Genomic DNA, 14,357 nt, shown 5'->3' on the forward strand with positions numbered 1-14,357 from the left:
GCAGATACGCCTATAATTTTTGAAAATTCATGTATAGAATAATATTTACTCAAAGAATCAACTCCTTTCAATAATATTCTACTCTAATATCTTGCAAAACTCAACATGTGCTTATATGATTTTATAATTTATATTTAACTGTTAATAACCTTCCAAACAGCTGTATTATTTATTTTTTATATCAGCAATATAGAAATCTGTCAATTACATTACTGTTCACTCCGTTCTCAGTAACGTAGCCAAAATTCATTCAGGAACATAAATTTTACAGCAATTATCCAAAACCCGGTTGACAATTTCCTCTCTATAAATGTATAATGTAACCCAAGAAAACATTTGTCCACCCTATTCGGACAATGAATATCCCTATATCAGCCAAATGCCATGACAGGGAGGAGTACACAACCCCGGGAAGCACAGAGAGAAAGCGGTCGGTGCGAGCTTTTGTGAACGAATTGTGGAAGTAGCCCCCGAGCAGTGAACCAAACCGCATATCCAGTCAGATGATTCATAGACCCGGACAGACATGCCAAGTAGGCTTCAACGTCAGTTCCACGTTACAGGAACACAGTATATCAGTACTGACAAAGTGCAGAGCCAGACTCTGAATACAGGTGGTACCGCGGAAACATTTTCGCCCTGGGCAAACAAGCCCAGGGCGTTTTTTACTATATTCAGAATTGTGGGAGCTGCTTTACAGCGTTCTCAGCAGAATCAGCGCAGCGCCATTCTGCCCCTGTATCAGCCAATACACAGCTCAGAAATTTATTTGTTTGGTGTGCATTTGCAGGAGTCGTGTAGATCTTAGTGCCTAGAAATCTGCGTTGTTCAGAAAAATCTCACTGTCTGAGCGCAGCGAGTTTGAGATTTTTCTGAACGCTTTTAGCAGATTTTCAGACACTTAGATCTACTAGGCTCCGAAACCGCACACCAAACAAATAAATTTCTGAGCGTCCTATACACATACACAAAGGAGGTTTACCAAAATATGAAACAAATATCCGGCAACAAACTCTTAGTCAAAGCCTTAAAAGAAGAAGGCGTAGAATACCTCTTCGGCTACCCCGGAGCCTGTACCATCGACATCAGTGACGAACTCTATAAACAGGACGACGTCAAAATCATCCTCCCCCGTCACGAACAAGCCCTTGTACACGAAGCCGACGCCTACGCCAGAACCACCGGCAAAGTCGGCGTATGTCTGGTAACCAGCGGTCCCGGAGCAACCAACCTTGTAACAGGACTTGCAACCGCCAACTATGACAGCGTACCTCTTGTATGCTTCACCGGCCAGGTAGCCCGCCACCTCATCGGCAACGATGCATTTCAGGAAGTAGACATCGTAGGAATCACCAGAAGCATCACCAAATACGGCGTTACTGTCCGCAGACGTGAAGACTTGGGACGTATCATCAAGGAAGCCTTCTACATTGCCCGCACCGGCCGTCCGGGACCTGTCCTCATCGACCTTCCAAAGGACGTCATGGCAGAACTTGGCAGCGCAGAATATCCTAAAAATGTCAACATCCGCGGTTACAAACCAAACACAGATGTCCACATCGGCCAGCTCAAACGTGCCATCAAACTTTTAAATAAAGCAAAACGTCCCTTATTCCTGGCAGGCGGCGGTGTAGTAATCTCCCGCGCCCATGAAATTTTCCGGGAAGTAGTGGAAAAGACAAAAGTACCGGTTGTCACAACCGTAATGGGAAAAGGCTCTATCCCCACAGACCATCCGCTCTATATCGGAAACCTTGGCATGCATGGTGCCTATGCAGCAAATATGGCAGTCAGCAACTGCGATGTGCTGTTCTCCATCGGAACCAGATTCAATGACAGAATCACCGGAAAACTTCATGAATTTGCACCACATGCCCAGATTATCCACATTGATATTGATACAGCATCCATTTCCCGAAACATTCAGGTGGATATCCCCATTGTTGCTGATGCAAAAGAGGCTATCACCAAAATGAACGAATACGTCCAGGAATGTTCAACGGACAAGTGGCTTAACCTGATCAAAAACTGGAAAGAAGAGCATCCGCTTAAAATGCGTCCAAATGATCTTTTAAGTCCGATGGATATCCTGAAAGAGATCAACGAACAGTTTGAGAACAGTATTATCGTAACAGATGTAGGACAGCATCAGATGCTTGTCTCCCAGTATGCGGAAATCACAGAGGGCAAACAGATGATCATGTCCGGTGGTCTGGGAACAATGGGCTATGGTCTTCCAGGCGGCATCGGAGCCAAAATCGGAAATCCCGACAGACCTGTCATCGTTATCTCCGGTGACGGCGGTGTGCAGATGAACATTCAGGAGCTTGCAACTGCAGTTCTGGAAGAACTTCCTGTTATCCTGTGCATCTTTAACAATGAATACCTTGGAATGGTACGCCAGTGGCAGAAGCTTTTCTACGGCAAACGCTATGCTATGACCAATCTGCGCGCAGGAGCACTTTCCCGCCGCACTGAAGGCATGGAATATCCACAGTACACACCGGATTTCATCAGACTTGCAGAGAGCTACAGGGCAAAAGGAATCCGTGTCACAAAGAAAGAGGAAATTGCAGCAGCCTTCGAGGAAGCAAAAAAGAACACAAAGGCACCTACAGTAATTGAATTCATCATTGACCCTGAGGAAATGGTTTATCCTATGATCAAACCAGGCGGAACTCTGGAAGATATGATTATGGACTGTTGATCAGGAGGAAAATTATTATGGATAAAGGAATGAAAAAAAGATGGATTTCTCTCTATGTTGAGAACCAGGTAGGTGTTCTGTCCAAAATCTCCGGACTTTTCTCCGGAAAAAGCTACAATCTGGACAGTCTTACTGTAGGAACTACCGAGGACCCCACAGTATCTCGAATGACTATCGCAACAGTCAGTGATGATGAAACTTTTGAGCAGATCAAAAAACAGTTGAACCGTATGATCGAGGTTATTAAGGTTATTGATTTCACAGACGTATTTGTCCGCATGAAAGAGATTCTGTATATTAAGGTTTTTAACTGTTCCAAAGAAGATAAGGTTGAACTGTTTCAGATTGCCGAAACCTTCAAGGCAAAGGTCATTGACTATGGCAAAGACAGCCTGCTCCTGGAATTTGTCCAGACAGCAACCAAGAATGACGCAGTAGTGAAACTGATCAAGGAAGAATTTCACAGAATTGAAGTGGTACGTGGAGGAAGTGTAGGAATCGAATCTATCAGTATGATGGAACGATAAAACTTTTTCTGAAATTTTTATAAAGGGAGGATTGTCGCATTATTCTTAATGCTCAGTCCTCCCTTTACTTACGGTTCTTCTGTCTTTTCGTTTTTCATCTGTGCTTTCGCTTTTCGCCCAATCCGTGTATTGCTGTTCATAATACTGGCACGGGTGATCTTATCATTTCCAAATTTCATCCGGATCTCATCCATAGCTGCATCCAGCTTTCTGCGGCGTTCTTTATTTTCCGTATCTTCAAACAGAGACATCTGTTCATAAGTGCCATCTGTAAGGCCTGTCAGTGCCACACCAATCAGACGTAGCGGCTGTCCTTTCCAGAATTCTTTAAAAAGTCTTGTAGCATTTATATAAATTTCATCTGTAAGATCTGTAGCATTTTCCAGCTTTGTCTGGTGTGAACGGTTTCTGAAATCCAAAGTACGAAAAGTCACGGAAATACAGTTGCATTTCTTATCTTTTCTGCGCATTCTGGTTGCCAGAACATCACACTGCTCCAAAAGTATGGGAAACACCTGCTCTATGGAAGTAATATCATCGTTAAAAGTAGTTTCCACACTGAAACCTTTTGCCTCATCAGGCACTGCTTTTACAGGGGAATCATCAATACCTCTGGCATATTGCCATAGCTGATGTCCCGTTTTTTCCCCAAGCCAGTACTGCACATTGGATGCTCTTTCTCTTGCCAGATCACCGATGGTACGGATCCCCTGATTCAGAAGCTTCTGCTCGGAAGCTTTTCCCAGAAACAGCAGATTACGGATAGGAAGAGGCCACATTTTCTCTGGAATTTCATCCGGGAACAAAGTGTGTACTCTGTCCGGCTTCTGAAAATCTGATGCCATCTTTGCCAAAAGCTTATTGGTAGAAATTCCCACATTTACTGTGAATCCCAGCTCTCTGTGAATCTTGTCTTTCAGCTCATGAGCAGCAGCTACAGGGTCAGGATAGATCAGAGAAGTACCTGTCATATCCAGAAATACCTCATCAATGGAAAAAGATTCCATCACAGGTGCAAAGGAAGCACAGATTGCTTTAAATGCCCGGGAACATTTATCGTATAATTCAAAATCACTGGGAACGATCACCAAATTGGGACATTTCCGAAGAGCCATAGCTACTGGCTCGCCGGTCTGGATCCCGTATTTTTTTGCAGGGATAGATTTGGCAACCACGATACCTGTCCGTTTCTTTGGATTTCCTCCTACACAGGAAGGAATTTCTCTGAGATCCGGCAACCCCTGGCTCACCCTTCTGGCTGATTCCCAGGAAAGAAATGCACTGTTTACATCAATATGAAAAATTAACCGTTCCGTACTTTTCACTGTTCTTCCTCCAATATATGAATTGCGCTCTTCATATCTGATGATTTCATTTTACCCTGATCTGCTCTCCAGGGTAAGAACCTCGTTTGTCCAAAAAAGTGTCTTTATTTGCATCATCTTGTCTGAGCTGTTACTGTATTTATATTTGTTTGATTTCACTCTGCTATCAGAGTTTTGAACAACAACGCCGCACTTGCCATACGGCAGTGCGGCGTCTGTATTTCGCTACCGGTCACATTGTTCCCGGTAACTTTTTTTACTTAATTCTGAGGATTCATTTCCTCTCGATATATACTTATCGATTAGTCATAAAGGTTAGGAGCAATTTCTTCGCTGTCCATATTTGTGGAATCATACCAGTATCCAGTTCAGCCTCCAGCCATTCATAAGAGAATTCCGGGAATGTCTGATGTTTGAAATTTTTCCATGTTACTCCTTTCTCATGAAGTAACTGTCTACACATAAGCAAACAGTGCCATCGCTGTCATTGATCAGCAATAAGCCCCCATGTTTTCATATAGTTCCATTATACCTTCTCATTTTCCCGAAGTCAACATAATTTAACATGTATCAGCCGTTTATTTGTGTTGCTTTTTATTTGATTTTTGTTGTATTTCAGTTGTTTTTATTTTGTTTCCTCATTGACATTTAAATCCTCATCTGTCATACTTGAATATAACGAATGTACCATCAAACAGCAGCTTTGCATCTTCCGTAAGGCTCTTATCATATATAGAAACCGCTCTGGAAAGGAGACAAACAATGTATCTTTCTGACATCCACACACATTCTATCGCCAGCGGTCACGGAACCACCTGTACCATCTCTGACATGGCAAAAGCAGCCAGCAAAAAAGGACTGAAACTCCTTGGGATTTCTGACCACGGCCCGGGAACTCTGGCTTCCGGAACTTCTTCTTATTTCAGAAGCCTTCCTTTTTATCCCAGAAAAAGATTCGGCATAGATATTCTTTACGGAGTTGAACTAAACATCCTGGACAGTGCAGGACATACAGATCTGTCAGATGAACTGCTGAACAACCTGGATTACGCTATCATCAGTATGCATCGGCAGAACTACCGTTCAGGCTCTGTATCTCAGAATACAGAAGCTTACATCAATGCAATAAAACATCCTGCTGTAAAAATACTCGGCCACTGCGACGATACACATTTCCCTGTAGATTATGAAACGCTGGCAAGAGCAGCTTTACGGGAAAATGTTATTTTTGAAATAAACGAAGCTTCCCTCGCACCCGGAGGATATCGGGGAGACACAAGAGCCAATGCAGCCAGAATCCTGTATCTCTGTCAGAAATATCAGCTTCCTGTTATTTTGTCCAGCGACAGCCACGGAAAAGAACATGTTGGAGATTTCACCTATGCCGAAGAATTCGTTCACCAGCTCATGTTTCCGGAAACTCTTATCCTTAACAACCAGCTTCCCAAATTAAAAGTTTTCCTTCAGACACGTTAAAAGAATGTTCCTCAAAGGGACATTCTTTTATTTTATGCATTGTTTTTTGCATTGTGTTATTTTGTTTATTTTCTATAATTTCTTGTCAAAAAAGACGACATTTTAGTACATTTTAATTAACAAAACTCACTTAACCATTTACATATCTCGTGATAGATCAGTCTTACTGTAGGAACCACCGAGGATCCTACAGTATCCCGAATGACTATCGCAACAGTCAGCGATGATGAAACCTTTGAACAGATCAAAAAATAGTTAAACCGCATGATCGAGGTTATCAAGGTAATCGACTTCACAGATGTATTTGTCAGAATGAAAGAAATTCTCTACATCAAGGTTTTCAACTGCTCCAGGGAAGATAAAGCAGAACTGTTTCAGATTGCAGAAACCTTCCAGGCAAAAGTCATTGACTACGGCAAAGACAGCCTGCTTCTGGAATTTGTCCAGACAGCCACCAAGAATGATGCAGTTGTCAAACTGATCAAGGAAGAATTCCACAGAATTGAAGTGGTACATGGTGGAAACGTAGGAATTGAATCCATCAGCATGATGGAACGCTAAATCTCATAATCAATATTTTTTACAGGATATAGAAACACCTCTATATCCTGTATTTATTTTCAAACATACTATAAAATATTGCAGTTTTTAATCAAATGTGTTATGGTTTACGGGAGCGTTATTCGAAAGAAAATGCATCTGTTTTCCACATCTGACAGTCTGGTGGATAAAGTCATCCACTTCACAGTCTGGTTAAATTCGTGAGGCGACCTGTAAGGCGTCTACACACCGGAAATTTTTCTTTTGTTCTGATGCATATTTTTCATAACGCCTGATCCCCATACTCTAAACTGTCTGAAAAGCAGGGGACGCATTGCGCCGTTTTATCAGACCAAAAGGAGAATTCATATGAACACAACAACAACCACTACAACAACGGCTGCAGCAAAAAGAAGCAGCACTCTTTACATGGTAGAGTTGGCTATGATGATCGCCATTATTCTGCTCATGTCCTTTACCCCGCTGGGCTACCTTCGTACTCCCGGCTTATCCATCACTCTTCTCACCATCCCGGTAGCTGTAGGAGCTATCATCCTCGGACCGAAAGGTGGTGCTGTATGCGGACTTGCTTTCGGTGCAACCAGCTTCTATATGGCTGTCACAGGAAGTTCAGCTTTCGCTGCCGCACTTTTTAACATTAATCCATTTGGCACTTTTATTGTATGTATCGTGGCACGTGTGCTGGAAGGATGGATCACAGGACTTATTTTCGCAGCATTATATAAATCACCGGCGAAGAAATTTTCCTATTACGTTGCTTCACTGGCATGCCCGTTACTGAATACTTTCTTCTTCATGGGCTTTTTATGTCTCTTCTTCTACAACACAGATTACATTCAGGGTATTGTTTCCAGTCTTGGAGTAAGCAATCCTGTTGTCTTCGTTGCTGCTTTTGTGGGCGTTCAGGGACTGATCGAAGCGGGCTTCTGCTTTGTAGTGGGAAGTATCGTTTCCAAGGCACTTTCTGTGGCACTGAAACGTGCATAATCTTTAAAAGAACAGCCTTTTCCAAAAAACCTGACTACATTGTCACCGTAGTCAGGTTTTTTTATCTGGCACATTTAAAACAGGAATCCTACCTGATTCAATTAATATCTATAGCAATCTCACAAAATAATGCAATCAAGACAGTTCAGCAGAGTGCGAAAGACAAGGAAAATATCTGACGCAGTACTTCACATTCTGATAGGCTGGATTGCTCTCAGTATTTCATAGAATTGCTATCACATAATAAAGGAGATTTTTATGTCATTATTAAAAGAGATTTCTATTACAGAGCTTTCAAATTTACGCATCGGTCATACTTCTGACCATGATGCGAAGACCGGTGTAACTGTTCTTTATTTTCCAAATGGAGCAAAAGCAGGCTGCGATATAAGCGGAGGCGGCCCTGCTTCCAGAGAAACTCCTCTCACCTCTCCTGTCACTGCCGACAATCCCATCAATGCTATTGTCTTGTCCGGAGGTTCTGCCTATGGACTGGCTGCTGCTGACGGTGTAATGAACTATCTTGAATCACAAAATATCGGTTATAACACCGGTGCAGCCCTGGTTCCTCTTGTATGCCAGTCCTGTATCTATGACCTCTCTTACGGAAATCCTAAAATACGTCCAACTGCAAAAATGGGCGAAGAAGCCTGCCGTCGGGCATTTGCAGGAACAGATACCAGAACCGGAAATATCGGTGCAGGTACCGGTGCAACTGTGGGAAAACTTTACGGTATGAAACAGTCCATGAAGTCAGGTCTTGGTATTGCCGCTGTATCTGTGAAAAATTTCCAGATGGCTGCAATTGTCGTTGTCAATGCACTGGGAGATATCTTTAGTCCACAAAATGGTCAGAAAATTGCAGGGCTGAAAACGCCTGACAGAAGCGGGTTTCTGGACAGTGTCCACGAATTATACCGCTTTATGACACCTCATGACCAGTTTACCGGCAATACCACCATCGGAGCTGTGATCACCAATGGGGCATTTTCAAAGGCTGAACTGAATAAAATTGCCTCTATGACCCGCTGTGCCTATGCCAGATGCATCAATCCTGTAGCAACTATGGCTGACGGCGATTCCATCTATGCTGCCAGCATTGGCGATGTTTCTGTAGATATCAATATGGCAGGAACTCTCGCCGCAGAAGTCATGGCTCAGGCTATCCAAAATGCCATCCATACTTCCCAGATCCAGGATGAAGAATTTCTGAAATATGTATAACAGTCCGCTATAAAAGCGCAGAGAAAAAGTATCATCTCTGCGCTTTTATTCTTCCTGTCTGTCTTCATTTTTCATCTGTGCTCTGGTTTTTCTCCAAGCCAGAGCTGTACATTTGCTTCCCGTTCCCTTGCCAGATCACCAATAGTACGGATTCCCTGATTCAGAAGCTTCTGCTCGGAGGCTTTTCCCAGAAATAACATGTTACGGACAGGAAGTGGCCACATTTTCTCCGGTATTTCGTCCGGGAACAGCGTGTGTACTCTGTCCGTTTCTTTGGATTTCCTCCCACACAGGAGGGAATATCCCTGAGATCCGGCAGCCCCTGGCTTACCCTTCTGGCTGACTCCCAGGAAAGAAATGCGCTGTTTACATCAATATGAAAAATTAATCGTTCCATACTTTTTAATATATCTCAATCATATTTTTGCAGACTTCCAATCATCTTAATCCCCATTATCATCAACACAGGGAAAATCAATGCCGCAAAGATTCCAAGTTTCAGATTATCATTCAGTGCTCCTGAAATCATCCCCACATAGGTTGGTCCGGATGAGCATCCCACATCTCCAGCAAGGGCAAGGAGGGCAAACAGGGCTGTTCCGCCACGCTTTACTGAGGCAGCCGCCATGCTGAAGGTTCCTGGCCACATAATACCTACAGACAGACCGCAAACCGCACATCCAAGGATTCCCAACGCAGGTACCGGGATAAATGCGATCATCAGATAGGAAACCATGCACAGAACTGCACTGTATTGCATAAAGCGTTCCAGATTGATTTTATCTCCAAATTTCCCATAAAATGCCCTTGAGCTTCCCATAAGAATTGCAAACGCCATGGGACCTGCCAGATCTCCGATAGTTTTATTGATTCCAAAGCTTTTCTCAGCCAGAGTAGAAGCCCACTGGCTTACCGCCTGCTCACTGGCTCCTGCACAGAGCATCATTAACATCAGAACCCAGAAGATTTTTTTCTTAAAAAGCTCTCCCATAGTCAGCCCCTTTTCACCCTCATCCAGCAGCGGAGCAATGGGAACTCTGGTAAAAAGGATTCCATTTGCAATGGGAATCAAAGCCCACACCAGCGCCATATATTTCCAGTTTGCAATCCCGAAAATACGAAAGAATAATGTAGAAAGAAGTACCACTCCCACATGTCCCCAGCAGTAAAAGGAATGAAGGAGACTCATTGCTTTTTCCTTATTATCTGTAGGGCAGGCTTCCACCACAGGACTTACCAGCACCTCTAGCAATCCGCCTCCGATGGCATAGATCATAACTGCAATGAGAAGTCCCACAAACGGATCTCCCAGGCACTCCGGCAATACTGTGAGCAAAATCAGACCTGCAGCCGCCATTGCATGTGCCAGGATCATAGATGCACGATAACCTATTCTGTCCACAAATCCAATCGATGCCAGATCTACCAGCAACTGGATCCCGAAATTAAATGTAACCAGAAGTGTGATCTTCTGCAGCGAAATCCCATAACTGCCCTGAAATGTCAGAAACAGCAGAGGAACGAAATTGTTCACAATGGCCTGCACTACATATCCGATAAAACAGGCCTGCACTGTTCTGTTGTAATTTGTTTTCATTCGATATGATATCCTCCAATCTGAAATTTATTAGTTACTGAGAACGGAGTAAGCAGTAACAATTTATTACGCTGATATCGTTCAGGCATTCTCATTCACCAAATTCTGCACCTTCACAGTTCTATCAATCAATAATGACAGTGTATCACAGATTCTTTCTTTTTTCTTTCATTATATTTTGAAAATCCTATAAATTTTTATGTTATTTTGACTTTTTCTCATATAACAATTCTATACACTCTAACAGGTAATCCATCAATCCAATTCAAAATATTTCCCGCAAAAAAAGATGTGTACCATACCATTTCTGACACCATACACATCTCAAAATAAACACTTCTTATCTTCTGTACTCCGCAGTCAGGTCTTTAATAACCTCTCCTGCAATAATCAGCCCGACGACAGACGGCACAAAGGCCACACTCCCCGGAATATCTCTGCGCTCCGTACACTTATGCGTAGCACCTGGAGGACAAATACAATGCGACCTGCAGCTGATCGCCATATCTTCAATTGGTCTGATCGGCTGTTCCTCTGAATAAACAACCTTCAGTTTCTTCACACCACGCTTCTTCAGCTCTCTACGCATAACCTTCGCCAGCGGACACACCTTCGTCTTATAGATATCCGCCACCCGAAACGCACTGGCATCCAGCTTATTTCCGGCACCCATACTGCTGATAACAGGAGTCCCTGCCTCCTTTGCACGCATGATCAGTTCAATCTTCGCAGTCACTGTGTCCACAGCATCTACCACATAATCATACTCACTAAAATCGAAATCAGCAGCATTCTCCGGAAGATAAAAACAGTTATGGATTCTCACATCTGCTTTCGGATTAATGTCCAGGATCCTGTCCCGCATCACCTCTGTTTTATATTGACCAACAGTTTTCCTGGTGGCAATAATCTGTCTGTTAAGATTCGTCAGGCATACTTTGTCATCATCGATCAGATCAAAGGTCCCCACACCGCTTCTGACCAATGCTTCACATACATATCCTCCAACCCCTCCGATTCCAAACACTGCCACGCGGGAGTTCTCCAGTTTATTCATTGCTTCTTTTCCCAGAAGAAGCTCTGTTCTTGAAAATTGATTCAACATAATATCTCCATTTCATTCGGTATTGACCGACTATCTGCCTGCCTTTCTTCTACTTCATTATTTCTGGTCTGTTCTGCTTTGCTGCCTGTAATGTAAGCAGCTCTGCATGCCAGAAACAAAAAAACAAGGAGCAGAAACCAAAGCCAGAGCTTTCTTTTGTTTTTTATGAGCAACCGTTTCATAATCTGCATCACTATTCCTTAATATATTATTTTCAGATACCAGAGTTGCAACATACTTCCATCACAGATTTCTTATGATATCTTTACTTCTATAATGCGTCAAGTATATCATAGAAAGAAAAATCCTGCAATGAAGAAACTCTGTTACTGTACATGAAGTGAACAGTGCTGAGTGAAATTCACAAACCGGAAGTGCTTATCCATCTCATCACCAATCAATCCAATTACTTTTCCCATGGTAAATGCCGCCATCACTGTTCCGATTCCCAGTCCGTTGATATGCCCCAGGATCAGCCCTGTCATACAGGCAGTAATCATCAGACAGATCACATCAAAAGAAACCTTGATCTTAGAATATTTCACCTTTATAATCTCTGACAGTTCACGAGGAAACAGATCTGTAGGAATAATCGGCAGACCGCATCTGTTAGAAAGTGCGATCCCTATACAGATCAGCAGATAACTGATCACAAAATATAACACTCTGAGTGGAATTGTCTTTGGCAGGATATTGATCCATGCCTCATTAACATCCAAAAGCTCACTGAATGCAAATCCAACCAGAAAACTGCACAGATAAGCAGGTACAAATTTTTTTCTCAGTATCATCAGACTTAAGATCAGAAGTGCCTGAAAAATATAAGTCCATGTTCCCAGTGTAATTACCGGAAATACTTTTTCAAATGCATAAGGAACACTGGATATGGCAGATATTCCTGAACCAGAATACAGCATCAGAATAACAGCAAGACTGTTGATCATGACTGCTATCACCAATGCCAGCTCTCCTCTGAAAATATGTCTCGAATCTTCTTCCTCATTTGTTTTCATAACAATTCTCTCCTCTAACACAAGCAAGGGACTGCTGTCAGAAAATATTTTCTGTCATACTTTTCTGACGGCAGACCCCTGTGTCTTTTACATCTTATATTTTCTGAAAATACTATTTTTTATCGAATCAGGCAAGTTTCCCACTTCAACTACTGATATTTTCCTGACTTACTCAACCGTGCAGACGCGGATCAGGTTTGTTCTTCCCGGAATTCCAAGCGGTACACCACCGGCAAATACAATAGTGTCACCAACTTTTACAAGTTTATGCTTCTGTGCTGCCTCGATTGCTCTCAGGCAAAGGATCTCAGAACTGTATTCTTCTTTGATCAGCATCGGGTAAACACCCCAGGATAGATTCAGCTGGCGAAGAACTCTCTCAGAGCTTGTACATGCACCGATCAGACATCCTGGTCTGTGTTTGGACATCATATGAGCTGTACTTCCGGATTTTGTCACTGCAAGGATTGCACTGGCCTTCAAGTCGATTGCGGTCAGACAGGTTGCATGTGCGATTGCATTTGTGATATCCGGATTCTCATTTCTGTCTGTTTTCTTAAAGATTGTATTGTAATCAATATTCTGCTCCATATGTTCTGCAATACGGCTCATCATCTGAAGTGCCTGTACCGGATATTTACCAGCTGCGGTTTCTCCTGAAAGCATAGTTGCACTTGTTCCCTGGAAAATCGCATTGGCAACGTCTGTAGCCTCTGCACGGGTTGGTCTCGGATGAGAGATCATGGAGTCAAGCATCTGTGTTGCTGTAATAACCGGTTTTCCTGCTGTGTAAACTTTCTGGATGATTTTCTGCTGGATAACAGGTACATATTCCGGCGGGATCTCAACACCCATGTCACCTCTGGCGATCATGATGCCATCTGCTGCTTCAATAATCTCGTCGATATTGTCAACGCCCTGCTGGTTCTCAATCTTTGCAATGATCTGAATCTCTTCACCACCGTTTTCTTTCAGGATTTTTCTTACTTCGCGGATATCGTTTGCAGTACGTGTAAAAGATGCTGCAACGAAATCAAATCCTTCCTGGATACCGAAGAGAAGATCATCATGGTCTTTTTTACTGATGAATGGCATCTTCAGGTTTGCACCCGGAACATTGACACCCTTCCTGTCGCCAATCACACCTGCATTAATAACCTTGCAGACAATGTCCTTTCCTGCGATGTCCTGAACCTCCAGGTCTACAAGTCCATCATCAACCAGAATATGTCCGCCCGGCTGCACATCCTTATAAAGCTCTTTATAAGTAATGCTTACGCACTCATTAGTTCCTTCAATATCTTTATTTGTAAATGTAAATATCTGTCCTTCTTCCAGAGAAACCTTGCCATCCTTGAAGCATCCAAGTCTGATCTCCGGTCCCTTTGTATCAAGAAGTGCTGCAACAGGTCTGTCATATTTCTTGCGAAGTTCTCTCAGTTTCTGGATACGGCCTCTCTGCTCATCGTGAGGTCCATGTGAGAAGTTGAAACGTGCTACGTCCATTCCCTCTCTCACAAGCTGCTCCATAACATCGCCCTTATCAGTAGACGGTCCCATTGTACAGATAATTTTGGTTTTTCTCATTTAATCTTTCCCTCCAAACTGTCAACTCAATTTTATCTATTTTATTCCTGTAAAATAATGTAATAAAATGTTACCTGTTTCTATAAATGAAAACATTAAATCAAATAAAAATTACCATTATTGAGACTATCTGTCAATATAGAATTTCGACTTATTTTTGTTGATATTTGACAAAAAAATAACATACTTTTGTTGCAAATATCACATATATTTTTACTGATCCGACAGTTGGAAAATTTTCACTCATT

At 42.6% G+C, this 14,357-nt stretch carries 11 protein-coding genes, 1 pseudogene and 1 other annotated feature; of the genes and pseudogenes, 6 read left to right on the forward strand and 6 right to left on the reverse strand.

Going from position 1 to position 14,357, the window contains the following annotated elements; genetic code table 11:
- Nucleotides 1-375: 375 nt before the first annotated feature.
- Nucleotides 376-645 (forward strand) — a binding site (T-box leader).
- 343 nt (nt 646-988) lie between these two features.
- Both ilvB and ilvN (LI074_RS07335) read left to right on the forward strand, forming a co-directional pair.
- Nucleotides 989-2,707 (forward strand): biosynthetic-type acetolactate synthase large subunit, encoded by a 1,719-nt coding sequence (gene ilvB, locus LI074_RS07330; RefSeq protein ID WP_022381367.1) that lies wholly within the window; start codon nt 989-991, stop codon nt 2,705-2,707.
- Between the two features lie 17 nt (nt 2,708-2,724).
- Nucleotides 2,725-3,234 (forward strand): acetolactate synthase small subunit, encoded by a 510-nt coding sequence (gene ilvN, locus LI074_RS07335; RefSeq protein ID WP_022381366.1) that lies wholly within the window; start codon nt 2,725-2,727, stop codon nt 3,232-3,234.
- 68 nt (nt 3,235-3,302) lie between these two features.
- On the opposite strand, the gene LI074_RS07340 is transcribed toward ilvN (LI074_RS07335), so the two are convergent.
- Nucleotides 3,303-4,559 carry a DNA polymerase Y family protein gene (locus LI074_RS07340; protein WP_173698045.1) on the reverse strand — a complete coding sequence of 419 codons (1,257 nt, stop codon included), beginning with the start codon at nt 4,557-4,559 and terminating at the stop codon, nt 3,303-3,305.
- 762 nt (nt 4,560-5,321) lie between these two features.
- Between LI074_RS07340 and LI074_RS07345 the strand changes: the two genes are divergently transcribed.
- The 4 genes and pseudogenes from LI074_RS07345 (at nt 5,322) to LI074_RS07360 (ending at nt 8,807) form a co-directional block, all read left to right on the forward strand.
- Nucleotides 5,322-6,035, forward strand: coding sequence for a phosphatase (locus tag LI074_RS07345; protein WP_022381364.1), 714 nt, complete (start codon nt 5,322-5,324; stop codon nt 6,033-6,035).
- A gap of 159 nt (nt 6,036-6,194) precedes the next feature.
- Nucleotides 6,195-6,596, forward strand: a pseudogene (gene ilvN, locus LI074_RS07350) (acetolactate synthase small subunit); the annotation flags it as partial.
- A 348-nt stretch (nt 6,597-6,944) separates the two neighbouring features.
- On the forward strand, nt 6,945-7,583 hold the full coding sequence (locus LI074_RS07355; protein ID WP_118408713.1) for an ECF transporter S component: 639 nt from the start codon (nt 6,945-6,947) through the stop codon (nt 7,581-7,583).
- Nucleotides 7,584-7,841: 258 nt separating this feature from the next.
- On the forward strand, nt 7,842-8,807 hold the full coding sequence (locus LI074_RS07360) for a P1 family peptidase (protein ID WP_173698044.1): 966 nt from the start codon (nt 7,842-7,844) through the stop codon (nt 8,805-8,807).
- A 71-nt stretch (nt 8,808-8,878) separates the two neighbouring features.
- Here the strand turns inward: LI074_RS07360 and LI074_RS18150 are convergent, their stop codons facing one another.
- From LI074_RS18150 to pyk, 5 genes are all read right to left on the reverse strand, one after another.
- Nucleotides 8,879-9,031: a hypothetical protein gene (locus LI074_RS18150; protein WP_420314068.1), complete on the reverse strand. Its 153-nt coding sequence runs from the start codon at nt 9,029-9,031 to the stop codon at nt 8,879-8,881.
- A gap of 188 nt (nt 9,032-9,219) precedes the next feature.
- Nucleotides 9,220-10,404 (reverse strand): MFS transporter, encoded by a 1,185-nt coding sequence (locus tag LI074_RS07370; protein WP_055153347.1) that lies wholly within the window; start codon nt 10,402-10,404, stop codon nt 9,220-9,222.
- A 340-nt stretch (nt 10,405-10,744) separates the two neighbouring features.
- Nucleotides 10,745-11,509 carry a tRNA threonylcarbamoyladenosine dehydratase gene (locus LI074_RS07375; RefSeq protein WP_022381359.1) on the reverse strand — a complete coding sequence of 255 codons (765 nt, stop codon included), beginning with the start codon at nt 11,507-11,509 and terminating at the stop codon, nt 10,745-10,747.
- Between the two features lie 326 nt (nt 11,510-11,835).
- Nucleotides 11,836-12,522 (reverse strand): DUF6198 family protein, encoded by a 687-nt coding sequence (locus tag LI074_RS07380; RefSeq protein ID WP_020993573.1) that lies wholly within the window; start codon nt 12,520-12,522, stop codon nt 11,836-11,838.
- 168 nt (nt 12,523-12,690) lie between these two features.
- Entirely contained in the window at nt 12,691-14,109 is a 1,419-nt protein-coding gene (pyk, locus tag LI074_RS07385) for a pyruvate kinase (protein ID WP_118330128.1), read from the reverse strand.
- Nucleotides 14,110-14,357 lie beyond the last annotated feature (248 nt).

This window comes from Blautia sp. MSK18_10 (assembly GCF_020553185.1).
Classification (GTDB): Bacteria; Bacillota; Clostridia; order Lachnospirales; family Lachnospiraceae; genus Blautia_A; species Blautia_A wexlerae.

Bases quoted from the DNA above. Each gene is read 5' to 3' on its own strand.
- pyk (WP_118330128.1), bottom strand. From the start codon at position 14,109: ATGAGAAAAACCAAAATTATCTGTACAATGGGACCGTCTACTGATAAG.
- ilvN (WP_022381366.1), top strand. From the start codon at position 2,725: ATGGATAAAGGAATGAAAAAAAGATGGATTTCTCTCTATGTTGAGAAC.
- LI074_RS18150 (WP_420314068.1), bottom strand. From the start codon at position 9,031: ATGTGGCCACTTCCTGTCCGTAACATGTTATTTCTGGGAAAAGCCTCC.
- LI074_RS07345 (WP_022381364.1), top strand. From the start codon at position 5,322: ATGTATCTTTCTGACATCCACACACATTCTATCGCCAGCGGTCACGGA.
- LI074_RS07360 (WP_173698044.1), top strand. From the start codon at position 7,842: ATGTCATTATTAAAAGAGATTTCTATTACAGAGCTTTCAAATTTACGC.
- LI074_RS07355 (WP_118408713.1), top strand. From the start codon at position 6,945: ATGAACACAACAACAACCACTACAACAACGGCTGCAGCAAAAAGAAGC.
- ilvB (WP_022381367.1), top strand. From the start codon at position 989: ATGAAACAAATATCCGGCAACAAACTCTTAGTCAAAGCCTTAAAAGAA.
- LI074_RS07380 (WP_020993573.1), bottom strand. From the start codon at position 12,522: ATGAAAACAAATGAGGAAGAAGATTCGAGACATATTTTCAGAGGAGAG.
- LI074_RS07370 (WP_055153347.1), bottom strand. From the start codon at position 10,404: ATGAAAACAAATTACAACAGAACAGTGCAGGCCTGTTTTATCGGATAT.
- LI074_RS07375 (WP_022381359.1), bottom strand. From the start codon at position 11,509: ATGTTGAATCAATTTTCAAGAACAGAGCTTCTTCTGGGAAAAGAAGCA.